We start from the raw sequence: 22,454 nt of genomic DNA, 5'->3' as shown, positions 1-22,454 counted from the left end.
GGTGGTTGCAACGTTTTCCGCGGGGTGCCCTCGGGGAGGGGCGCGGATCGGCCACACCGGCCTGTGATCAACACGGTCGGCATGAGGTTGAGGCGGAGGGGGCCGGGGCTGATGACCCGATGGAGGGCGATCGCCCGCTGAGGCGCGGGACCGGTCCACCTCATGGAGCGGCGCCAGGACCCTGCCCCCAGGCCCCGGCGCCGCTCCGTCCGCTCGCGCTACCGCTCAACGAGCGGGCGGAGAAGGTCAGTTGATGGTGTAGCTGTCGCCGTAGACCTTCCAGGTCAGCGGTGTGTTGAGGTCGAAGTTGCCGTTGCGGAGGAACACACGCTGCTCGGTGTCGACCCGGGTGGTGTCGCTGTGGGCCTCCTCCTGCTTCATGGCCCACACACGCGCGTCGAGGAAGGCGTTGAGATACGTCGTCTCGTTGCCGCCCTGGGCCGGCGGCTTGGCCGAACGCAGCGCGCGGGCACGGATGTTGCGGAAGCTGGTGGGGTCGTCGCCGTCGCCGTGCATGACGATGGCGTCGTAGTACGTGAACTGGCCCAGCACCCGCAGCCCGTCGGTCTTGCCCTGGCTGACTGCCGGGTTGAAGTACACCCGGTCCCGCTCGTCGTTCTGCGCCTGCTGGAACACCGTGTCCTGGGCCGCCGTGCGCCAGTCCTTGGGAAAGTTCGGGTCGAGTCCGGAGTGCGAGTCGGTGCCGTTGACGTTGCGGAGCGCGGGCAGGTACTTGGCGAGGACGTTGCCGGGCTTGCGGGTCGCGTAGAGCTGGACCAGGTCGAGCATGTCGCCGGTGCCCGAGCAGAAGCCGATGATCCCGGCGGTGTAGCCGCGGCCGTCGCCTATGTCCTCGATGTACTTGTACTGGGCCTTCCAGTTGAGGGAGGAGTTCTCGGCGCTCGACACCAGCTTCATGGCGATCTCCTTCTTCGCCGGGTCGTCGAGGCCGATCGCCGCGGCGGCCTCGGGGGCGGCCGAGGCCTGCGGGGCGCGCAGCAGGGGTGCCGCCGCGAGCGATACGCCGATGAGTGCGAGGAGCGTCCGACGCGAGGGGGTCGTCGGCTCGGAGGGCGCAGCGTCGTGGAACGGGTGGACCACGGGGACTCCAAAGGGTGGTGGGGGGTGGGGAGTTGGTCGTACCGCCGAACTGATAGGAAGGTTAACTATCAGAGGTTCGCCGTGGACGGCACCCACTGGGAGCCAAGTTCGTAGCTATGAACGAGAGTCGCGTGGCTGTACGAGGGCGATGCTTGACGTTTTGCCCGCCCTTGTCGCCCCGGCCGTCTCGCGACGGCGAAGTCTGTTCCGTGGACGGCGTATTGGGCGAACTCCGCACCTTTGCCGTGACGCTCGCCGCGCACCCGCCGGCTGCCCCTCGCGCTCGGGTGGCACGGGCCTCGCGCCCTCCCCGTGCTCCCGTATGCCGCGGATTCTGCGCGAAGTCTTGACGCGTCCCGCCTTGTTGCGTAGATATGACTGCGCAGTCATGACAGCGCAGTCATACGCGGGGGCCGGGCTAGGATGCGGCTGCCGGAGATCGGGAGACACCATGACACCAGTGGCAGGACGCGGCGGAGCCGCACCGCGCAGCGTGGACGTCGCACGCCTCGCGGGCGTGTCGCAGAAGACGGTGTCCCGGGTCATGAACGACGAGCCGTACGTCTCCGAGGACGTACGCCGTCGTGTCCTCGCGGCGGCCGGAGAACTCGGCTACCGCTCCAACAACGCCGCCCGCGCGCTCGCCTCCGGACGTACCCGGTCCATCGGCGTCGTGACGCTCGGCACCGCGCTGTACGGTCCCGCCTCGCTGCTCATGGGCGTCGAACGGGCCGTACGGGACACCGGTTACGCGCTCCGTGTCGTCAACACGATGGAGGGCGAGGCCGCGGGCATCGCCGGTGCCGTGGACTCGCTCCTGGACCAGGGCGTGGACGGCATCGTCATCTCGGAGCCGATCGACGAGGAGGGCGGCGCGGAGCTGCCGGCACGGGTCGATGTGCCGGTCCTCGTGCTCGGCGCGCCGCCGCCGTTCGCCGCCTCGCATGTCCTGACGGGCGGGATCGTCTCCGGGCAGATGGCGCGGGCCGCCACCGAGCATCTGCTGGATCTGGGACACACCACCGTCCATCATCTGGCCGGGCCGCAGAGGTGGTACTCGGCGCGGGACCGGCTCGACGGGTGGCGTGCCGCGCTGGCCGCCCACGGGCGGGCGGAGCCTCCGGTGGTCGAGGGCGACTGGTCGGCCGCGTCCGGTTACGCGGCCGGGCGGGAACTCCTCGCGGACCCGGCCGTCACCGCGGTGTTCGCCGCCAACGACGACATGGCGATCGGGTTGATCCGGGCGCTGACGGAGGCGGGGCGGGGCGTTCCGGAGGACGTCAGCGTGGTCGGGTTCGATGACACACCGGTGGCCGCGTATGTGACTCCGCCGTTGACGACCGTGCGGCAGCCGTTCGACGCCATGGCGCAGGACGGTCTGAAGTTGCTGGTGCATGCCATCGAGAACCCCGGGTCCGATCCGTTGCCGATGATCGATCCGCCGGTCGAACTCGTGGTCCGGGCGTCTTCGGCGGCGCCGCGGTAGTTGTTCCGCCGGGTTCGCGGGTTTCTGCCCGCGGGCCTTGTGCGGGCTGGTCGCGTCCACGCGGCGGAGCCGCACATCGATCCAGTCCCGCGCCCCTCAAAGGGCGCTTGCGGCACCGGATACGCCCGGTTCCGCCCCTGCCCACACCAACCCGGTCATACCTTCAGCACGCCCTCGCTCTCGGTGTGCCGGTCACCCCTACCCTCTCGCGGGAGTTCATCATGTCCGGACCCTCTTTCACCTCGCCCTCCACCTTCAGCCGTCGGGGCTTTCTCGTCGCCGCCGGGGCGCTGTCGCTGGCCGCCTGTGGCGGGGGTGGCGGCGGTACGAGTGGCTCGTCCGGCAAGCCGGTCGGGCAGGCCGACATCGACAAGGCGATGAAGACGCCGACCCAACTGACGTTCTGGACCTGGGTCCCGAACATCGACAAGGAGGTCGCGCTCTTCGAGAAGAAGTACCCGGCCGTCAAGGTCAAGGTCGTCAACGCCGGTCAGGGCACGCCTCAGTACACCAAGCTGCGCACCGCGCTCAAGGCGAACAGCGGTGCCCCGGACATGGTGCAGATCGAGTTCCAGGCGATCCCGACGTTCACCATCACCAACAGCCTGCTGGATCTGCGTCCCTACGGCGCCTCCGCGCTCAAGTCGACGTTCGTGGACTGGACATGGGGGCAGGTCAGCGGCAGCGGAGGGGAGATCTGGGCGATCCCGCAGGACACCGGACCGATGGGCATGCTGTACCGCAAGGACATCTTCGACCGGCACGGCATCCAAGTCCCCACCACCTGGGACGAGTTCGCAGCCGCCGCGCGCAAGCTGCACAAGGCCGACCCGGACGTCTACCTCACCAACCTCGCCGCCAACCAAGTCGCCGCCTGGCACGGCCTGTTGTGGCAGGCGGGCGCCAAGCCGTATGTCACCTCCGGCAAGAGCGGCATCACCGTCAGCGTGGACGACGCCGTCTCCAAGAAGCTCGGCGCGTACTGGGGCACCCTCGCCAAGGACGGTGTGATCGGTGTGGAACCCGACTTCACCGACGCCTGGTACGCGGCCTTGAACAAGGGAAAGTACGCGACCTGGCTGACCGGCGCCTGGGGGCCGGCGTTCCTGTCCGGTTCGGCGAAGGCCACCTCCGGCAAGTGGCGCGCGGCCCCGCTGCCGCAGTGGGACGCGGCCAAGCCCAGCTCGGGCAACTGGGGCGGCTCCACCACCGCCGTCATCCGCTCCACCAAGAGCCCCATCCAGGCAGCGGTGTTCGCCCAGTTCCTCAACAGCGACCCCGCCAGCGCCAGGATGTTCGCCACCGAGCAGTTCTTCTTCCCGGCGACCAAGCCCCTGCTCTCCGAGGCGAGCTTCCTCGCCGACGCCCCCGCCTTCTACGGCGGCCAGAAGGTCAACCAGGTCTTCGCCGACATCAGCGCACAGGTCGACCCCGCCTTCCAGTGGCCGCCGTTCCTCGACCGGGTGGCCACGGACTGGACCGAGACCGTCGGCAAGTCCCTCGCCGACAAGACCGACACCGTCCGCGCGCTCGGCTCCTGGCAGTCACGCATCACGACCTTCGCCAAGAGCCAGGGCTTCACGGTCAAGGGAGGCTGACCATGGCCACAACAGCCGCCACCCGTACGGAATCCCCGCCCCGACGACGCCAACCCGGCTCCACGGGCGTGCTGTTCATCGCCCCGTTCATGGTGCTGTTCCTGCTGCTCTTCCTCGCCCCGCTCGGCTACGCCGCCTACCTGAGCCTCTTCCAGGAACGCCTCATCGGCGGCTCGGCCTTCGTCGGCCTCGACAACTACGTCACCGCCCTCAAGGACCCCCAACTCCTCAAGGGACTGGGCCGAGTTGCCCTGTTCTTCGTCATCCAGGTCCCCGTGATGCTGGTGCTCGCCCTGTGCTTCGCACTCGCCCTGGACAGCGGCCTCCTCCGCCTGGCCCGGGTGATCCGCCTCGGCATCTTCGTCCCGTACGCCGTCCCGAGCGTGATCGCCACCCTGATGTGGGGCTACCTCTACGGCCCCGACTTCGGCCCCTTCGCCCAGATCAGCCACGACCTCCATCTGCCGGCCCCGCACTTCCTCACCGACGGCTGGATGGTCGGCAGCCTCGCGAACATCGTCACCTGGGAGTTCGTCGGCTACAACATGATCATCCTGTACGCCGCGCTGCGCACCATCCCCGCCGAGCTGTACGAGGCGGCGGCCATGGACGGCGCCGGCGCCTGGCGGATCGCCTGGTCCATCAAACTCCCGGCGCTGCGACCGGCGTTGACCCTCACCGTCCTGTTCTCGGTGATCGGCAGCTTCCAGCTCTTCAACGAACCCAAGCTGCTGATGAGCGTCGCCCCGGACGTCATCGACAGCTCCTACACCGCCAACCTGTACGCCTACTCCGTCGCGTTCATCAGCCAGCAGACCAACTACGCGGCCACGGTGTCCTTCATCCTCGGGCTGGTCATCGTGATCGTGTCGTACGCCTTCCTGCTCACCGCGAACCGCAGGAGGAACGCATGACCACCGTGACACCCGCCGCCTCAACCACGGCCACTGCGACGCGAGTTGACGCCGAACCCCGCCCGTCCCGCCGGCCCTCGACCCGCCGCCGCAGCACCCCGCTCACCATCGCGATGCTGGCCGTCCTGGCGTACTTCCTGCTGCCCCTGTTCTGGCTGCTGATCGCCTCGACCAAGAGCACCCAGGACCTGTTCAACAGCTTCGGCCTGTGGTTCTCGCACACGCCGCAGCTCCTGTCGAACATCAGGGCCACCTTCACCCAGGACGACGACGTGTTCGGCCGCTGGCTGCTCAACACCGTCCTCTACGCCGGGGCGAGCGCGCTCGGCGCCGCACTGCTCGCGGCGGCGGCCGGCTACGGCTTCGCCAAGTACCGCTTCCGAGGCCACGGCGCGGCCTTCAACCTGGTCCTCGGCGCCATCATGATCCCGACCACCGCCCTGGCGATCCCCACCTATCTGCTGTTCGCCAAGGCGGGCCTGGTGAACACCCCCTGGGCCGTCATCCTGCCCTCCCTCATCAGCCCGTTCGGCCTCTACCTCATGCGGATCTACGCCGAGGACGCCGTCCCCGACAGCCTCATCGAGGCCGCCCGCATGGACGGCGCCGGAGAACTGCGGATCTTCTGCACGATCGCGCTGCGGCTGCTCGCCCCCGGCCTGGTGACCGTCGTCCTCTTCACGCTCGTCGCCACCTGGAACAACTACTTCCTGCCGCTGATCATGCTCAACGACCCGAACCTGTACCCCATCACGGTCGGGCTCTCCTCCTGGGCCGCCCGGGCGCAGAACGGCGGCGCCGGAGCCAGCAGCGACATGCTCGCCCTCGTCGTGACCGGCTCCCTCATCTCGATCATCCCGCTCGTCCTGGCCTTCCTGCTGCTCCAGCGGTACTGGCAGAGCGGCCTGGCCACCGGCGGCGTCAAGCAGTAACTCCCCCTATTCTCCGGAGGTTTGTCCATGGCGGATCTGCCCGCCCGCGTGCTGTTCGGTGCCGCCTATTACCACGAGTACCACCCCGCCTACGGCCCCGACGTACAGCCCGACGAGCAGCTCAAGACCGACCTCGACCTCATGGCCGAGGCGCACTTCACCGTCATCCGGGTCGGCGAGTCGGTCTGGTCGACCTGGGAACCCGAGAACGGCCGCTTCGAACTCGACTGGCTGCGCCCGGTGTTGGACGGCGCCCACGAACGCGGCATCTCCGTCATCCTCGGTACCCCCACCTACGCCGTACCGCCGTGGCTGGCCCGCCAGTACCCGGAGATCACCGGCGAGCGGCGCACCGGCGAGCGCATCGGCTGGGGGGCCCGCCAGGAAGTCGACTTCACCCATCCGGCGTTCCGCTTCCACGCCGAACGGATCATCCGCAAGGTCGTCGCCCGGTACGCCGGCCACCCCGCCGTCATCGGCTTCCAGGTCGACAACGAACCGGGCCTCGAACTGTTCCACAACCACGGCGTCTTCCAGCGTTTCGTCGACCACCTGCGCGCGAAGTACGGCGACGTCGAGACCCTCAACCGCGAGTGGGGCCTGGTCTACTGGTCCCACCGGCTGTCCACATGGGCCGACCTGTGGACTCCGGACGGCAACGTCCAGCCCCAGTACGACGTCGCCTGGCGGGAGTTCCAGGCCCGCCAGTGCACCGAGTTCATCGGCTGGCAGGCCGACATCGTCCGCGAGTACGCCCGCCCCGAGCACTTCGTCACCACCTGTATCTCCTACACCCGCCCGGCAGTCGAGGACGACGAGCTGACCGACCGCCTCGACATCGCCACCGGCAATCCGTACTACGACATGCAGGACGGCCTGCTCCTGCCCGACCCGACCCCGGACACCCACGAACAGCAGTGGAAGACCACCGGCGTCTGGTCCCTCTACCAGACCGCCGACTGGATGTTCTCCTCCCGCCAGGAACCGTTCCTCGTCACCGAGACCAACGCCAACTCCATCGGCATGGCCTGGGACAACCGGCCCGCCTACGACGGCCAGTGGCGCCAGGCCGCCTGGGCCCTCGTCGGCCGCGGTGCCCGCATGATCGAGTACTGGCAGTGGCAGACCCTGCGCTTCGGCGCCGAGACCTACTGGGGCGGAGTCCTCCCGCACAGCGGACGGCCGGGCCGTACGTACGCCGAACTCGCCCGGCTGGGCGCCGAGTTCGAGACGGCGGGTCCGCTCGTCGCCGGACTCGAACCCGACGCCGACATCACGATCGTCTACTCCACCCCCAGCAAGTGGCTGATGCAGAAGCACCCGCCCCTCGCGACCCCGGACGGCGAACCGGACCCCGCCGCGTATCACCGCATCCTCGACCCCTTCTACCGCGGCGCCTTCGACGCCGGACGCCAGGTCCGCGTCGTCCACGCCCGCCAGCTCCACGACCCGCGCGGCGAACGCGACGGCATGCCCCCCGAGCACGCCGCCCGCCGCCACCCCGTGCTCGTCGTCCCCGCCCTGTATCTCGCCGACGACACCACGCTCGACTGGTTCGCCGCCTACGCGTGGGCCGGTGGCCACTTGGTGCTCGGCCCCCGCACCGGCTACGCCGACCACGAGGCACGCGCACGGCACGAAACCGCCCCCGCCCGTCTCACCGACGCGGCGGGAGTGTCCTACGACGAGTTCAGCAACCTCGCTCGGGCCGTGCCCGTACGGTCCGTACCCGGCAGCCCGCTCACGGTGCCGGAGACCGCGACCGCGACGCACTGGGCGGACGGCCTGACCCTCACCGACGCCGAGACCCTCGCGACCTACGAGCACCCGCACTTCGGACGCTGGCCCGCCGTGACCACCCGCCGGCACGGGGAGGGGCGGGTCACGTACGTCGGCACGGTGCCCGGGCGTGACCTCGCCCGAGCGCTCGCCGAGTGGCTCGCGCCGGTCGCCGCCAGTGGCTGGGGTGAGCTGCCCGCGTCGGTGACGGCGACGACCGGTACCTCGCCCGACGGACGGCGTGTGCACATCGTCCACAACTGGAGCTGGGAGCAGGCCCGTCCGGCGGTGCCGTTCGATCTCGTCGACGCCCTGGACGGCACGGCGCCGGCCGCGGGCGCGGTGCTGGAGCTGGGCCCGTGGGACGTACGCGTACTCGTTTCCCCGACCGACGCGAAGGAGTAGCTGTGCGAAGAACCAGAGCGGTGCGGGCGCTGGGTACGTTCGTCGGGGCCGCGGCGATGCTGGCGGTGCCCATGGCCACCGGCGCGCAGGCGTACAACCCCACGGGCGGAATCCTCTATCAGCTCGGCAGCGAACCGTGCCTGAAAGGACGGGGCAACTGCGCCGTCTACCCGAAGTCGGCCCAACTGCCCGGCGGGCGGCTGGTCGCGTCGTTCGAGAAGTCCACCGTCGTCTCCGCCACGGGCAGCGCGGCCGGGCAGACGCTTCCCGTCTACAAGAGCGACGACCACGGGACGAGCTGGCAGCCGCTGTCGGAGGTCAAGGCCCCCGCGTATCTCCCCCAGGACCCCAAGTACGCGCGGTACACCAGCAATTGGACCAACCCCTACCTCTACACACTGCCGCAGGACGTCGGGCCGCTGAAGCGGGGCACGCTGCTGCTGGCCAGTGTCGTGTCGGGCGACGACGCGTACTACAAGGAACACAAGGCGGCCGACCCGAACTGGACACCTTCCAACGACGGCGACCGCAGCGACCTCGCCATCGCGCTGTACTCCAGCACCGACGGCGGCGCGTCCTGGACGGTCCTCAACGTCATCGCGACCGGCGGCTGGCAGGGCGGCAGCGCGGGCGCGATCGGGCAGAACGTCGCCACGGCCAACACGCACCAACAGGTGGACCCCGTCTGGGAGCCGTACCTGATGGTCTATGAGGGCCAACTCGTCTGCTACTACTCCGACGAGAACGACTACACCGGCTTCGACGCGGCCACCGGCGTCGCGACCCTCGACCCCGCCGACGACACCGCCATGGACTCGCAGGGGCAGATCCTCGCCCACCGCACCTGGAACGGCCGTAGCGCCGAGTGGAGCGCACCCGTCGTCGACGTCGCGGGGCTGACCCAGTCCATGGGCGGCGGCAAGACCGAGATCGGCGGCGGACGGCCGGGCATGACGAACGTCGTGCGGACCACGGACGGCAAGTGGCTGCTCACCTACGAGTACTGGGGCGGCGGGGCCGACACGCGCTACCTGCTCGCCGACAACCCGCTGGAGTTCTACCGGAGTTCGGCGACCGGCGGTGCCGTCACCTCGCTGCCGGTCGACACCGGCTCCCGTCTGCTCGCGACGGGCGGCAGTCCCGTCGTCATCAGGCTGCCCGGGGGAGGGCTGGTCTACAACGCGGCCGGCAGCGGTGACGTCTGGGTCAACACGAGCGGTCGTAGCGACGGGTCGTGGAAGGAGTACCAGACGACGTCGCGGGCCGGATACAGCCGCGACCTCCAGTACGTCGACGCCACCGGCCGTATCGCGATCCTCAACAACCAGGGCACCTCGACGATCGCCTACGCCGAGGTCGACCTCGGACGGTCGGCGGGCGCCTACTACCGGCTGGTGAACCGGAAGACCGGCCAGGTGATCGGCACCGGCGGGAGGTCGAACGACGCGAACATCGGCAACGGGAACGTTCCGGATGTCGTCCTGGAGGCCCCGGGTTCGGCTGTGGACCGGGACACCCATTACTGGCACGTGGTGAGCGAACCCGGCGGTGGGGTAACGCTGTTGAACAAGTCGGGTGGACGGGCGGCGGCCATCTGGACCGGCGACGCGACGGTCGGCCAACGGATCGGCCAGTGGGTCGACGACAATGCCACCGGCAGCTGGCACCTGGTGAATACCGGTGACGGGTTCTTCCGTCTGCGGTCGGTCAAGAACCCGAGCCTGTATCTGACCGGAGCGTCCGACGGGGCCCCGCTGACCCTGGAGGACGCGGCGGCGGACGGCTCGCAGGAGTGGAAGCTCGTGCGGTAGGGCGGTGGACGGGCCGGCCGGCTTCCGGGGTGAACTGCCGTCCGGCCCACTACCGTTGGGGACATGAGGGTTCGTCACACAGCGCGGGTCGTGCTCCTCGACGACGGCCATCTGGTGTTCCTGAAGCGGGGCTGGCCCGGCGGCGATCCTTACTGCACGACGGTCGGTGGGAGCGTGGCGCCCGAGGACGCGGACCTCGAAGCGGCGCTGCGGCGCGAGGCGTTGGAGGAGATCGGGGCCACGATCGGGCCGGCCACCGAGTTCCTGACGCTGACCGAACCGCGCGGGACGAGCACCGTCGTCCAGCACTACTTCCTCGCCGACCTGGTGGACATGGACCTGGATCTCCGGCACGGCCCCGAACTCGACGACCCCGACACGGGCCTCTTCGAACCGGTCCGGGTCGCCCTGAGCCGTCCGACCGTGGCGGCCCTCAACCTTCAGCCCGCCGAGCTGGCCGACTACGTCCTCCGGCATGTCGAGGCCTGGGGCGCCTGACAGTCGCACGGGGTCACAACACCTTCAGCTGGGTGAGGAGTTGGAGGGTGTCGGTGTTGACCCAGTACTCCACGAACCTGCCGTCGTGCATCCGGAGTGTGTCGGTGCCGGTGAACGTGACCACCGTCCCGGGCTCGGCCCTGGCGCCGGGGAAGCCGCCCGCGTAGGTCCCGGTGGCTGTCCACCGCACGGACGCGCGGTGGCCGTCGACCAGCGGGGTGACCTGCTCGGTGAAGCGGAGGTCGGGGAAGGCGGCGCGGGTCTGTTCGATCCACGCGACCAGGCCGTCGGCACCCCGGATCGAGCTGCCGTCGCCGCCGTCGAGGAGGGCGGCGTGGACGCGGAAGGCGGGGGAGATGATGCCCGGCGCCCGGTCGTAGTCGCCGTTCCAGAGCCGGAGCCAGTTGTCGAGCATCACCTTGGGCCGCTGGACGCCGTCGTGGCTTCGGGCGGTGGTCACCGTGGTTGTCCTGGTGGTCTCCGTGGACGCGTCCGAGGCGGTGGCGGTCATGGCCGTGCAGGCGAGGGCGGCGAGTGCGGCCGGGACGAGCAGTCGGGCGCGGTGGTGCCGGGTGGTGCGGGCGGACGGGACGGTGGTCATGGCGGGTCCTTCCGGACGAGGTGGGGGAGCGGGGAGGGGAGTGCGCGTCACGGGATCAGGACGACCTTGCCCGCGACCGTGCCGGACTCGGCCAGGCGGACGGCGTCCGAGACGCGCGCGAGCGGGAGTTGGGCCGCTATCCGGGCGGTGACCTCACCGCGCTCGAGGGCCGCGAAGACCTGTGCGAGGTCGGCGCTCAGCTGGGCACGGAACTTGTTCTTGTTCAGGGCGCGCCCGGCCCAGACGTTGAAGAAGTAGGCGTGGCGGCCGTTCGGCAGCGCGTTCCATATCCAGACGCGGCCCAGGATCTTGAGCACCGGCAGCTGCTTGGAGCCCTCGTCGTCACGGGTGGAGGCGCTGCCGTAGGAGACGAGCGTGCCGCCGGGGGCGAGGAGGCGCCAGGAGCGGACGACACTGGGGCCGCCGACGTGGTCGAAGACGGCGTCCACACCGCGCGGGGAGAGCTCGCGGACGCGGGCCGCGAGGTCCGGGGTGCGGTAGTCGACGGGCTCGACGCCCTGCTCGCGGAGTGCGTCGTGGTGGCGCGGGGAGGCCGTGCCGATCACGTGCACCCCCGCGGCGCGGGCGAGTTGGACCAGGACGGTGCCCACCCCGCCGTTCGCCCCGTGCACCAGGATCGTCTGGCCGGCGCGGACTCGGGCCTTGCGGTGCAGCATCTGCCAGGCGGTGATGCCGTTCACGACGACCGTCTCCGCCTCGGCCGCGCCGATCCCCTCCGGCACCGGCACCACGTCGGCCGCGTCGACCAGCACATGGCTGGCCCAGCCGCCGACCTTGACCAGCGCGGCCACCCGGGTGCCGGCCAGGCCCGGGTCGACGCCCTCGCCCGTGCTCCGGACGGTGCCCACCAGGTCGTAGCCGGGGACGAAGGGGAACGGCGGCTGGTCGTAGTACTTCCCGCGTCGCATCTGCTGCTCGGCGAAGGAGACCCCGGTCGCCTCCATCCGGACGACGACCTGGCCGGGGCCCGCGACAGGGACCGCGCCGTGCCGGACCTCCAGGCCCTCGGGCTCCACCTTGCCCGGCAGGACGACCTCGACGAGTGCCTCGGTGGTGCTGTCCACGGGGTTCGTGCTGTCGGTGTTGTTCATGGTGACCTCCACTGCGATCCGCTGTGAGCTAGGCGTCTTCGTGTTCGTTATAAGTTGTAACTCATGCGAGAAGGAGTCGTCAATAGCGATCGTGATAGCTTCTAACTGAAGCTTCAGTGTGTAGTCGAGTGGCAGTGGAAGGCGGCCGGTCATGGCGGAAACGGGCACGAAGACCCCACGCGAGCGCTATCGCGACCAGGTCCGCGCGGAGGTCAAGGAACACGCGCGGGAGCAGATCGCCACGGCGGGCGCCTCCGCGCTCTCCCTCAACGCGATCGCCAAGCGCATGGGCATGAGCGGACCCGCCCTCTACCGGTACTTCGCCAGCCGCGACGACCTGATCACCGAACTCATCCGCGACGCGTACCGCAGCCTCGCCGACGTCTTCCGCGCGACCGCCGAGTCAGGCACCGACCTGACCGGCCTGGCCCACGCCCTGCGCGACTGGGCCCTCGACGACCCTCAGCGCTACTTCCTCATCTACGGCACACCGGTCCCCGGCTACCACGCGCCCGACGACATCACCGGGATCGCGTCCGAGATCATGGCGTTCCTCCTGGACGCGAGCACGGAGGTGCACGCTGACGGTCCCGCGAGCACGTTCGAACTCGACCTCCAGGCACACCGGCACTGGGCGGGCGACCATCCCGCCCCGCCCGCGGCCCTTCACCGCGCGCTGACCTTCTGGACCCGTCTGCACGGTGTGCTGTCCCTCGAACTCGCGGGCCACTTCAACGGCATGGGGTTCGACCCGGCGACGTTCTTCGACTCGGAACTGGCCGGGCTCGCGGAAAGCTAGCGGGCGTACCGCCGCCGGTCAGATGGTGAAGTGGTCGGGGTCCGCGGCCTTCCAGTCGGCCGCCCAGTCTGCCGGGGGCTCGACCAGGAGCTGGCCGGGGGAGAGCCAGTCGTACAGGGCGTCGTAGGAACGGACCGTCTGCGGGTCGATGCGCCGGCGCAGCATGTGCGGCCGGAGTTGGGCGGGGTCGGTGACTCCCATGGAGGCCATGATCTGGAGGGCGCTGCCGACGGTGGCTTCCTGGAGGCGCTGTACGCGGGCGGCCTTGTCGCCGACGTCGAGGGCGCGGGCCCGGCGCGGGTCCTGGGTGGTGACGCCGACGGGGCAGGTGTTGGTGTGGCAGCGCTGGGCCTGGATGCAGCCGACCGCGAACATCATGGCGCGGGCCGCGTTGCCGTAGTCGGCGCCCTGGATCATGCGTTTGACGAGGTCCGTGCCGGTGGCGATCTTGCCGCTCGCGCCGATCCGGATCCGGTCCCGCAGGCCCGCGCCGACCAGGGCGTTGTGGACGGTAATCAGACCTTCGGTGAGCGGGGTGCCGATGTGGTCGGCGAATTCGAGCGGGGCGGCTCCGGTTCCGCCCTCCGCGCCGTCGACGATGATGAAGTCGGGTGCGGTGCCCTCCTGGATCATCGCCTTGCACACGGCGAGGAACTGCCGCCGTGAACCGGGGCACAGCTTGAAACCGGCCGGCTTGCCACCGGACAGCTCCCGCATCCGCGCGATGAAGCGGACCAGTTCACGGGGCGTGGAGAACACCCGGTGATACGGCGGCGAGACGACCGTCTCGCCCTCCGGGACATCCCGCACCCGGGCGATCTCCGCGTTGACCTTGGCGCCCGGCAGCACCCCGCCGATACCGGGCTTGGCGCCCTGCGACAGCTTGAGGGACACGCATTTGACGCTGTCGCCGGACGCCTTCTCGGCGAACTCGCCGGGGTCGAAGTCCCCGTCCCGGGTCCGGCAGCCGAAGTATCCGGTGCCGATCTCCCAGACCAGGTCGCCGCCCGGGCGCAGGTGGTACTCGGAGAGCCCGCCCTCACCGGTGTCGTGCGCGAAACCACCTGCTGCGGCACCCCGGTTGAGCGCCAGTACCGCATTGGCCGACAGGGAGCCGAAGCTCATCGCGGACACGTTCAGCAGGGCCATGTCGTAGGGCTGGGTGCAGTCCGGGCCGCCGATCCGGACGCGCGGCGGGTCCTTGGGCACCGGGCGCGGAGCCATCGACGGCACCAGATACTCGTACCCCGCCTCGTAGACGTCGCGTTCGGTGCCGAACGGCTCCTCGGCGGCGGTGCCCTTGGCGCGCTCGTAGACGATGCTGCGGATGTCCCGGTCGAAGGGGCGGCCGTCGAAGTTCCGCTCCACGAAGTACTGCTGCAGCTCGGGACGGATGCGCTCCAGCAGGAAGCGGGCGTGTCCGATCACCGGGTAGTTGCGCAGCACCGAGTGCCGCCGCTGGACCAGGTCCCACACGCCGACCGCACCGAGCAGGACCAGCGGCACCGCCGCCGGCCACCACCAGGGCGACACCGCCACGGCCAGACCGACCGCCGCGAGGGCGGCACCTACGACCACGGCGACCATTCCGATTCTCAGCACGGCTCACGGGTTACCCGCATGAGCCGTCTCATGCGGACCGGCCGGGGCGGACGGCAGTGCCCGTCGGGAGGCTCGGCGAGGTACCGTCGGAGAAAGGCCGGGAAACGCCCGAATGGCATACGGCACGGCGGGTATCGCGGCCTGACGGAAAGGGGAATCGACATGGCTGTGTTGATTCTTGTCCTTCTACTCGCCCTGATATTGGGCGGCGCCGGATTCGCCCTTCACTTTCTCTGGTGGGTCGCGATGATCGTAGCCGTGCTGTGGCTCCTGGGATTCGTCTTCCGCAGTGCCGGTAGCGGTGGGTCGAGGGGTCGCTGGTATCGGTGATGACCTCACGCGGAGCGTAGTCGAAAATTAAAGTTGTGTGGGACGGAGAACGGGGGGCACTCGACCTGCCGAGGGTCGCCCACCGGAATTCCGGACGGGCTTCCTCGGTATTGACGCACCGCAAGGGGAGGTTTCGCATGACGGACAACGTATGGGGTTACCAGGCCGATTCGGGCCACCAGCCGGGCATTGACCTGACCGGATTCAAGGTCGAGGCGACGGACGGCGGCATCGGCAAGGTCGACAAGCACTCCGACGAGGTCGACGACTCCTACCTGGTGGTCGACACGGGTGTGTGGATCTTCGGCAAGGAGGTCCTGCTCCCGGCGAGCACGGTCGTGAGCATCGACCCGAACGAGAAGAAGGTGTCGGTCGGCCTCACCAAGCAACAGATCAAGGACGCCCCGGAGTTCGACCGGGAGAAGCACCTCGGCAACCGGGACTACCACGACCAGGTCGGCACGTACTACGGCACGGGCCGCGGCGGTCCCTTCGGCGGGCCGCAGGTCTGATCCGGCAGTCGCCACGAGCACCACGGCCCCGGGATTCCGCGAGGAGTCCCGGGGCTCTCGCGTGCCCCACGGGACCCGCTGCCTATGAGAACAGGGCGGCGACCTGCGCGCTGTCGTCGTCCTTGGGGGCCGTTCCGCGGATCGATCACCAGGGGCGGGATGCGACGGGCGTTGACAATGTGCAGCTGATGGCTGCTCCACCCGCACGGTGATCCGCTCGTCCCGCCTCTGCGAATAGGTCGCGACGCATTCCAGAACCCGTTTCAGCGCGAAAGCGCTGATGTAAATCTCACTCGGCGAAAATATCTGCCGGGACCGGTTCCTCGACAATTCCGACAGATGGGCCCGGACTTCGGAGATGTGCTCCGAGTGGACATCCGTGGCCCCCTTTCGCAGCGCGTCCACCAGGGATTCGTACAGCTCGCTCAGCTCTCGATCGGGTCATTCTTCCACCGCCTCGCGCACGGTGGGCACGCAGGAAATGAGAGCGTCCACACCGACGATCCGCAGCACGCGCAGCACGGACGGCTGGGCACCGGCCACCCGCAGCCAGCCCTGGGCGTCCATCGCCGCACGGTGCGCGGCGATGAGCGCGTTGATGCCGCTGGAGTCCATGAACGTCAGCTCGGTGAGATCGGCGACGGTCCGTGGTGTGTCACCGGCGGGCGGCTTCAGTGCCTCCTCGGCGAAGTCCCGCGCCGCGTGGTCCAGTTCGCCGCGCAGGGCGACGATCCGGATGCCGTCGAGGGTGGAGTGATGGACCGTCAGGTGGCTGGGCCGGGCGGGGTGTTCGTCTGTCACCGTGTCCTCGACTGCGTTCGCTGGTGCGATGCGGGCCGGTCCCTGTGCCGAAGCCGGTCCGGATGGCAGGGGGGAGCCGCGCCCGTAGGCGCGATGAAATCGAGTGGCGAGTACATGAGGTACGTCGTGCCGGGTAGGCGTCGGCCGACGACGGGAAGGGAAGGTGACGCGGAGTGGAGCCTGCCGACAGTGACGGCGACGGTGAGCTGAGCGCCCGTCATCTGACGACCTCCGTCACCTTGCGCGGCGACGGCACTCGCATCGCCGAGGCACGCGATCTCGCCGCGGACTTCCTCGTCCGTGCGGGTACGGACCACGGGGTGGCCGTCTCCGCCCGCGCCATGGACCTCACGCGCCTGGTCGTCAGCGAGCTGGTCACCAACGCCGGCAGGCACGCGCCCGGCCCGCTGCGGATGCAACTGCGCATCCTGGACGACGCGGTGGAAGTGACCGTAAGAGACACCGCCCGTGTACAGCTGCTCGCCCGCCCGGCCGATCCGCGCAGGGTCGGTCAGCACGGTCTGGAGATCGTCATGGCCGTGGCGCAGGCGTTTCAGGTTCGGCTCGAACCCAACGGCAAGGCCGTCACGGCCCGCATCGCCCTGGCCGACGGGGTGCGCGGGACCGGTTCTCCCGGCGGCTCCCCGCTCGGCGCTCCGTGAGATCGGCGTGTTCATCCGGCCAGCAGTCCGGAGCGGAGTGTGGCGAGCGTACGGGTCAGGAGGCGGGAGACGTGCATCTGGGACACGTTCAGTTCGCGGCCGATCTCGGCCTGGGTCAGTTCCCGGCCGAAGCGCATCTCGATGAGGGCGCGCTCCCGCTCGTCGAGTCTCCGCAGCAGGGGGCCGAGTGTGTGCAGGTCCTCGAAGAGTTCCAGGGCGGGATCGGTGTCGCCCATGGTGTCCGCGTACTTCGGTGCGCCGTCGTCGGCCTCGGCCTCGCCGCCCGGTGTGTCGAGGGAGCCGGCGGCATAGCCGTTGGCCGCGACGAGGCCCTCGATGACCTGGTTGTCGGTCAGGCCGAGATCGGCGGCGAGTTCCTTCACGGTGGGGGTGCGGCCCAGCGTGGTGGTGAGGCTTTCCTTGCTCTTGGCGAGGTCGGCGCGGAGTTCCTGCAAGCGGCGCGGGACGTGCACGGCCCAGGTGGTGTCGCGGAAGAACCGCTTGATCTCGCCGACGATGTAAGGGATCGCGAAGGAGGTGAACTCGACCTCGCGGGTCAGGTCGAAGCGGTCGATGGCCTTGATCAGGCCGATGGTGCCGACCTGGACGATGTCCTCCATGCCGCCGCTGCCCCGGTTGCGGAAACGCCGTGCGGCGAAGTGCACCAGCGACAGGTTCATCTCGATGAGGGTGTTCCGCGCGTACTGGTACTCAGGGGTACCCTCCTCCGCCTCCCGCAGCCGGTCCAGGAACAGGCGTGACAGCACGCGCGCGTCCTTGGGAGCGACCTTGCCGCCGTCCTCGACATAGGGCAGGTCGTCCGTCGGTTCCGGGGTCTCCCCGGTGACGGGTGCCGCCGGTCGGCGGACATGCACGGAATGGGTCACGGGGCCGCCTCAGGTGGAAAGCAGGATGAAGATCTCCTGCCCCCCACCATCGCATACATGTTCGATCAGTTGTGGCGAGGGGATAACGGAGATCCAGGTGGAACGCTGATGGCCCGCCGCTGTCGATCCGGGTCTCTCCACGGCCGCCGGCCGCCGTAGATCCAGACCTCCGCACGGCCGACGAACCGGACGGGGCCGTTACTCGTCCGACGCGTCCGAGCCGGCGGCCTTTCCGTCGTCCTCGGAGGGGCCCCGCTCACCACTGCCCGATGCCGAGGACTTCCGGGCGTCGTCGTCCCGCGTGCGGGGACGCGCCGCGTCCTCCGCGTCCTTCCGGGCCTCCGGGTCGCCGCTCTCCCCAGGAGCCTGGGACGGAGGGGTGGGACGTGCGTGTTCGTGCTTGCTCATCGTTGCTCCAGATGGTGCGTGAGAACTGTCCGACCCGCGTACGGGCCGCCGTGCCGAGGACTGCCTACCAGCGATACCAGCGCCCCCGGCCTCCGCTCGCGCTCGTCCCGCGCACCAGGAACCCCAGGAGCCACAGGACGAGGACGACCACGGCGATCCACCAGAGAGCCTGGACCGCGAAACCGGCGCCGAAGAGGATCAGCACCAAGAGCAACACCAGCAGAATGGGAACCATGATTGCGCCTCCTGGTCGCCGAGTGCCCTGAATCGTGCCGGTCAGACGCTCTGACGGCAGCGGATCTCGGCGGGCCGGGGCGACGGGTCCGACGCGGACCGGGAAAACGCGCCTGGAGTCACCACCGCGCCCCGCCCACGTGCGGCTTCGACGCCCTGAAAGATCGCGGAAGTGTCCGTTGTGCCGTGTGAGGTCCGAATCGCCGGGCACTCGGAGCGTGACGCATTGGTCGGGTGTGCCCTATGAGGTTCGCTCGTGAGGCGCCCCCTCGCATGGAGCCACCCACGGGTGCGTCCGGTGACACTCGGGGCGCGAGCTGTGAGGTGGACGAGTGATCGGTACGACAGTGCGGGACGACGTCGGAGGTGCCAAGGTACTGGCGCCGTGGCGGGTGTACACCCCCCAGCACGACACTGAACTGCTGGCCCAGGCACTGGACCGGGAGCGCCTCGGCGCCTCGGCCGCCGTCCTCGACGTGGGGACCGGTTCCGGGGCCCTCGCCCTGGCCGCCGCCCGGCGGGGCGCCCGCGTCACCGCCGTCGACCGGACCTACCGGGCGGTCCTCGCCGCCCGCCTCAACGCCCGGATCGCGCGCCTGCCCGTCGAGGTCCTCCACGGTGACCTCTTCGGCCCGGTCACCGGCCGCCGGTTCGACCTCGTGGTGAGCAACCCGCCCTACGTCCCGACGCCCGGGGCCGTGCCCCGCCGGCACCACGCCGCGATGGCGTGGGACGCGGGCGCCGACGGACGTCTCCTGCTGGACCGCATCTGCCGCAGGGCGCACACGTCGCTGCACCCCGGCGGTGTGCTGCTGCTCGTGCACTCCACCCTGTGCGGCATCGCACCGACCCTGGCCGCCCTGGAGCGGTCGGGACTCGAAGCCCGGGTGACCGACCGGCGTGTGGTGCCCTTCGGTCCCGTACTCCGCTCCCGCGCCCCGTGGCTGCGGGAGCAGGGGCTCGTCGACGCCGACGAGGAGAAGGAAGAGCTGGTGATCATCCGTGCCGAACGGACCCGTTGAGCCCTCGCACCGCGTCACGCTGACGAACGACGGGCCGATCCTCCTCGAAGGACCGGTCGAGGTGGTCCTCGACGACGGCACCACCGTGCGCTCGGACCGCTTCATCGTCGCCCTCTGCGTCTGCCGCCGGAGCCGCACCTACCCCTGGTGCGACACCAGCCACCGTGCCCGAGCCAGGAAGCGCACCCCATGACCACCACAGCACCGCCCGACCGCGACCGGACCACCGGTCCCGCGCTGCCCCGCAGCAGGGGCGAACTCTCGCGCACGGTCCGCCAGGCCCTGACCCGCCCCGCCGGAACACCGCTGCCCGAGCGGGTGACGGCGGCCTCCGCCGACCCGTACGGGGACGATCTGCAACTCGCCCTTTACCTCTGCTACGAGCTGCACTACCGCGGCTTCGCCGGCGTCGACCCCGCGTGGGAGTGGGACCCCGGCCTGCTGCGGCTGCGGGCGGAGATGGAGCAGCGCTTCCTGACCGCGCTCCGCGGGGACGTCGGACCGCGGCGAAGGGCAGAGGAAGCGCTCGCGGACCTTCTCGTGGAACCCGCGGAGCCTGAAGGAGCCTCCCAATTCCTGAAGGAGAAGGGGGAGTTGTGGCAGTTCCGCGAGTACGCGGCGCAACGCTCCCTCTACCACCTGAAGGAAGCCGATCCGCACGCCTGGGTCATCCCGCGGCTGACCGGCCGCGCGAAGGCCGCGATGGTCGCCGTGGAGTACGACGAGTTCGGCGCCGGACGGGCCGAGCGCATCCACGCCCGGCTGTTCGCCGACCTGATGACGGACCTCGGTCTCGACACCACGTACGGCCACTATGTCGACGCGGCCGGCGCGGAGATGCTGACGAACGTCAACCTCATGTCCCTGTTCGGCCTGCACCGGACGCTGCGCGGAGCCCTGGTGGGCCACTTCGCGGCCGTGGAGACCACCTCGTCGCCCGGCTCACGGCGCCTCGCCCAGGGCCTGCGACGGGTCGGCGCGGGCCCAGCCGCCGTCCACTTCTACGCCGAGCACGTCGAGGCTGACGCGGTCCACGAGCAGATCGTCCGCCGGGACGTCGTAGGCGGCCTCCTCGAAAGCGAACCCTCCCTCGACGAGGACATCGCCTTCGGCGTCGACGCCACCGAATGGACCGAGAACCGGCTCGCGAACTATCTCCTCACCGCCTGGCGGGACGGCCGCAGTTCGCTGCGCACGCCGTTGTGACCCGCTTCCGACGCGTGGCCGGGACAGACGGACCGCGCGCCTCCGCGGTACGAGCGGAGTGCCGGGGTACACGGGACGGGTGCCACCCACGCAGGTGAGGCACCGAGGAGAGGCGAGCGATGTCAGCGCAGTCCGAGTCCGGGTCCGCCCGGGACGAGCACGGCGGGCCGGAAGGGGCGGACCTGAACGGCTCCGACAACGGACCGGCCGACGCCGTACGGGAGTTCCGGCAGCCCCCGCAACGTGAGACACGCGGCGGCCGCAAGCGGTCCTGGGTGACGGTCGGCTTCGCTCTCGGCCTGGGGGCGACCCTGGCGTGGCTCACCGTCCAGACCGTCCTGCGGGTCAGCTCGATGCTGACCCTGCTCCTGCTCGCCGTGTTCATCGCGATCAGCCTGGAACCCCTGGTCGTCTGGTTCACGCGCCGGGGTCTGCGGCGCGGCTGGGCCGTCACGATCGTGCTGACGGGATTCGTCGTCGTGCTCGCCGGGTTCCTGGCACTGGTCATTCCGCCGGTCGCCAAGGAGATCAGCGCGCTGATCGACGCCGTGCCCGGCTGGCTGGAGCAGATCCACAACCACCAGTCCACGATCGGCCGCCTGGAGGACCGCTACCACGTGGTCGAGAAGGCCAAGCAGCAGATCGGCTCGGGTTCCGGAGCGTCCGGTCTGGCGGGCGGCCTCCTGGGTGCCGGGCAGGTGGTCCTGAGCACGCTCACGTCCACGGCGATCGTGATCACGGTGACCCTCTACTGCATGGCGGCCCTGCCGGCGATCAAACAGTTCGGCTACCGCTTCGTGGCGGCCAGCCGCCGTGAGCGCGTCGAGGGCGTGGCCGAAGAGATCATGAACCGGATCGGCAAGTTCATGCTCGGCAACCTGGTCACCTCGGGGATCGCCGGGGTGGCGACCTTCGGCTGGTGCGCGGCCACCGGCGTCCCGTACGCCGCGGCGCTGGGCATCTTCACCGCCCTCATGGACCTGATCCCGATCGTCGGCTCCACCCTCGCCGGGATCGTCGTCAGCCTCGTCGCGCTCTCGGTGTCCCTGCCCATCGCGATCGCGACCGCCGTCTTCTACATCGTCTTCCGGGTCGCCGAGGACTACCTCATCGTGCCCAGGGCGATGAAGTTCGCCGTCGACGTCCATCCGCTGGTCACCGTCCTCGCGGTGCTGGTCGGCGGCGCGCTCCTCGGCATCATCGGCGCCCTCGTCGCCATCCCGGCGGCCGTCGCCGCAGGCCTCCTCCTCGACGAGTACGTCTTTCCCGAGAAGGAACGGAAGTGACGCCGGGGCGACGGAAGGCGTTGCCCGGGCTGGGGCCGAAGTGTTCCGGGAGCCGGGTGAGAAGCGGGAGATGCCGGGTACGCGTGCAAACGTCGGGGAACGTATGCGAAGGCGAAGAAACTGACCGGATCGACCCTGCCCCGGCGGGGCGATCCACGAGGAGAGGAGCGCCATGGTGAAGATCGGCTACACGATGATGACCGAGCAGGCCGGCCCACGGGAGCTGGTGGACCATGTGGTCGGCGCGGAGCGCGCCGGTTTCGACTTCTCCGTCACGTCAGACCACTACTTCCCGTGGCTGGAGTCCCAGGGCCACTCCTCCTACGCGTGGAGCGTCCTCGGCGCCGCCGCGCAGGCCACGGAACGCATCCCTCTGATGACGTACGTGACCTGCCCGACGACCCGCTACCACCCGGCGGTCGTCGCCCAGAAGGCCGCTACCCTGCAACTCCTCTCCGAGGGGCGGTT

General features: G+C 69.9%; 24 protein-coding genes and 1 pseudogene. 16 read left to right on the top strand and 9 right to left on the bottom strand.

The annotated features are described in order from the left end of the window. Positions 1–246 precede the first annotated feature (246 nt). Positions 247–1,101 carry a chitosanase gene (locus tag ACIRB1_RS00125; RefSeq protein ID WP_352178408.1) on the bottom strand — a complete coding sequence of 285 codons (855 nt, stop codon included), beginning with the start codon at positions 1,099–1,101 and terminating at the stop codon, positions 247–249. A 451-nt stretch (positions 1,102–1,552) separates the two neighbouring features. Here ACIRB1_RS00125 and ACIRB1_RS00120 point away from each other — a divergent pair, with 451 nt between their 5' ends. From ACIRB1_RS00120 to ACIRB1_RS00090, 7 genes are all read left to right on the top strand, one after another. Next, on the top strand, positions 1,553–2,587 hold the full coding sequence (locus tag ACIRB1_RS00120; protein ID WP_403463912.1) for a LacI family DNA-binding transcriptional regulator: 1,035 nt from the start codon (positions 1,553–1,555) through the stop codon (positions 2,585–2,587). Positions 2,588–2,808: 221 nt separating this feature from the next. Further along, the gene (locus tag ACIRB1_RS00115) at positions 2,809–4,185 is read left to right on the top strand and encodes an ABC transporter substrate-binding protein (RefSeq protein ID WP_403463910.1); all 1,377 of its coding nucleotides are present in this window, start codon (positions 2,809–2,811) and stop codon (positions 4,183–4,185) included. Positions 4,186–4,187: 2 nt separating this feature from the next. Further along, a complete protein-coding gene (locus ACIRB1_RS00110; protein ID WP_403463909.1) occupies positions 4,188–5,099 on the top strand; it encodes a carbohydrate ABC transporter permease in 912 nt (303 codons plus the stop codon). Beyond that, positions 5,096–6,031 carry a carbohydrate ABC transporter permease gene (locus ACIRB1_RS00105; RefSeq protein WP_403463908.1) on the top strand — a complete coding sequence of 312 codons (936 nt, stop codon included), beginning with the start codon at positions 5,096–5,098 and terminating at the stop codon, positions 6,029–6,031. Before ACIRB1_RS00110 ends, ACIRB1_RS00105 begins: the two co-directional genes overlap by 4 nt. A gap of 27 nt (positions 6,032–6,058) precedes the next feature. Further along, the gene (locus ACIRB1_RS00100) at positions 6,059–8,215 is read left to right on the top strand and encodes a beta-galactosidase (protein ID WP_403463907.1); all 2,157 of its coding nucleotides are present in this window, start codon (positions 6,059–6,061) and stop codon (positions 8,213–8,215) included. A 56-nt stretch (positions 8,216–8,271) separates the two neighbouring features. Continuing rightward, entirely contained in the window at positions 8,272–10,026 is a 1,755-nt protein-coding gene (locus ACIRB1_RS00095) for an RICIN domain-containing protein (protein WP_403464867.1), read from the top strand. A 63-nt stretch (positions 10,027–10,089) separates the two neighbouring features. Beyond that, entirely contained in the window at positions 10,090–10,524 is a 435-nt protein-coding gene (locus ACIRB1_RS00090; RefSeq protein ID WP_403463906.1) for an NUDIX domain-containing protein, read from the top strand. Between the two features lie 13 nt (positions 10,525–10,537). Here ACIRB1_RS00090 and ACIRB1_RS00085 read toward each other — a convergent pair whose 3' ends face one another. Beyond that, positions 10,538–11,125, bottom strand: a complete 588-nt coding sequence (locus ACIRB1_RS00085) for an ester cyclase (RefSeq protein ID WP_403463904.1) — start codon at positions 11,123–11,125, stop codon at positions 10,538–10,540. 47 nt (positions 11,126–11,172) lie between these two features. After that, positions 11,173–12,237, bottom strand: coding sequence for a medium chain dehydrogenase/reductase family protein (locus ACIRB1_RS00080; RefSeq protein WP_403463903.1), 1,065 nt, complete (start codon positions 12,235–12,237; stop codon positions 11,173–11,175). Positions 12,238–12,388: 151 nt separating this feature from the next. Here ACIRB1_RS00080 and ACIRB1_RS00075 point away from each other — a divergent pair, with 151 nt between their 5' ends. Then, the gene (locus tag ACIRB1_RS00075) at positions 12,389–13,036 is read left to right on the top strand and encodes a TetR/AcrR family transcriptional regulator (protein ID WP_403463902.1); all 648 of its coding nucleotides are present in this window, start codon (positions 12,389–12,391) and stop codon (positions 13,034–13,036) included. An 18-nt stretch (positions 13,037–13,054) separates the two neighbouring features. On the opposite strand, the gene ACIRB1_RS00070 is transcribed toward ACIRB1_RS00075, so the two are convergent. Continuing rightward, positions 13,055–14,638, bottom strand: a complete 1,584-nt coding sequence (locus ACIRB1_RS00070) for an FMN-binding glutamate synthase family protein (RefSeq protein WP_403463901.1) — start codon at positions 14,636–14,638, stop codon at positions 13,055–13,057. A gap of 162 nt (positions 14,639–14,800) precedes the next feature. On the opposite strand from ACIRB1_RS00070, the gene ACIRB1_RS00065 reads away from it, so the two are divergent. Further along, positions 14,801–14,968 carry a hydrophobic protein gene (locus tag ACIRB1_RS00065; protein ID WP_403463900.1) on the top strand — a complete coding sequence of 56 codons (168 nt, stop codon included), beginning with the start codon at positions 14,801–14,803 and terminating at the stop codon, positions 14,966–14,968. Positions 14,969–15,105: 137 nt separating this feature from the next. Further along, positions 15,106–15,480: a PRC-barrel domain containing protein gene (locus ACIRB1_RS00060; RefSeq protein WP_403463899.1), complete on the top strand. Its 375-nt coding sequence runs from the start codon at positions 15,106–15,108 to the stop codon at positions 15,478–15,480. A gap of 264 nt (positions 15,481–15,744) precedes the next feature. Here the strand turns inward: ACIRB1_RS00060 and ACIRB1_RS00055 are convergent. After that, positions 15,745–15,909, bottom strand: a pseudogene (locus ACIRB1_RS00055) (RsbRD N-terminal domain-containing protein); the annotation flags it as partial. 12 nt (positions 15,910–15,921) lie between these two features. Beyond that, positions 15,922–16,281 (bottom strand): STAS domain-containing protein, encoded by a 360-nt coding sequence (locus ACIRB1_RS00050; RefSeq protein WP_403463898.1) that lies wholly within the window; start codon positions 16,279–16,281, stop codon positions 15,922–15,924. Between the two features lie 173 nt (positions 16,282–16,454). On the opposite strand from ACIRB1_RS00050, the gene ACIRB1_RS00045 reads away from it, so the two are divergent. Next, entirely contained in the window at positions 16,455–16,943 is a 489-nt protein-coding gene (locus ACIRB1_RS00045) for an ATP-binding protein (RefSeq protein WP_403463896.1), read from the top strand. 11 nt (positions 16,944–16,954) lie between these two features. On the opposite strand, the gene ACIRB1_RS00040 is transcribed toward ACIRB1_RS00045, so the two are convergent. The 3 genes from ACIRB1_RS00040 to ACIRB1_RS00030 form a co-directional block, all read right to left on the bottom strand. Further along, positions 16,955–17,818 (bottom strand): SigB/SigF/SigG family RNA polymerase sigma factor, encoded by an 864-nt coding sequence (locus ACIRB1_RS00040; RefSeq protein ID WP_403464866.1) that lies wholly within the window; start codon positions 17,816–17,818, stop codon positions 16,955–16,957. A gap of 210 nt (positions 17,819–18,028) precedes the next feature. Next, positions 18,029–18,238 (bottom strand): hypothetical protein, encoded by a 210-nt coding sequence (locus tag ACIRB1_RS00035; protein WP_403463895.1) that lies wholly within the window; start codon positions 18,236–18,238, stop codon positions 18,029–18,031. Between the two features lie 64 nt (positions 18,239–18,302). Then, entirely contained in the window at positions 18,303–18,473 is a 171-nt protein-coding gene (locus ACIRB1_RS00030) for a hydrophobic protein (RefSeq protein ID WP_352178423.1), read from the bottom strand. Positions 18,474–18,804: 331 nt separating this feature from the next. Here ACIRB1_RS00030 and ACIRB1_RS00025 point away from each other — a divergent pair, with 331 nt between their 5' ends. The 5 genes from ACIRB1_RS00025 to ACIRB1_RS00005 all read left to right on the top strand — a co-directional run. Then, entirely contained in the window at positions 18,805–19,494 is a 690-nt protein-coding gene (locus ACIRB1_RS00025; protein WP_403463894.1) for a HemK2/MTQ2 family protein methyltransferase, read from the top strand. Next, positions 19,475–19,687, top strand: coding sequence for a CDGSH iron-sulfur domain-containing protein (locus ACIRB1_RS00020; protein ID WP_352178425.1), 213 nt, complete (start codon positions 19,475–19,477; stop codon positions 19,685–19,687). Before ACIRB1_RS00025 ends, ACIRB1_RS00020 begins: the two co-directional genes overlap by 20 nt. Next, the gene (locus ACIRB1_RS00015) at positions 19,684–20,700 is read left to right on the top strand and encodes an iron-containing redox enzyme family protein (RefSeq protein ID WP_403463892.1); all 1,017 of its coding nucleotides are present in this window, start codon (positions 19,684–19,686) and stop codon (positions 20,698–20,700) included. The genes ACIRB1_RS00020 and ACIRB1_RS00015 overlap by 4 nt, the downstream gene beginning before the upstream one ends. Before the next feature lie 119 nt (positions 20,701–20,819). Beyond that, positions 20,820–21,986 carry an AI-2E family transporter gene (locus tag ACIRB1_RS00010; RefSeq protein ID WP_403463891.1) on the top strand — a complete coding sequence of 389 codons (1,167 nt, stop codon included), beginning with the start codon at positions 20,820–20,822 and terminating at the stop codon, positions 21,984–21,986. A gap of 172 nt (positions 21,987–22,158) precedes the next feature. Continuing rightward, positions 22,159–22,454: LLM class flavin-dependent oxidoreductase (locus ACIRB1_RS00005; protein WP_403463890.1), on the top strand; the 296-nt coding region annotated here is incomplete at its 3' end.

The sequence above is a fragment of the Streptomyces sp. NPDC096013 genome (genome assembly GCF_044763565.1).
Classification (GTDB): domain Bacteria; phylum Actinomycetota; class Actinomycetes; order Streptomycetales; family Streptomycetaceae; genus Streptomyces.
The sequence above is the reverse complement of the archived record's forward strand: the minus strand, read 5'-3'. Positions and strand labels throughout refer to the sequence as shown.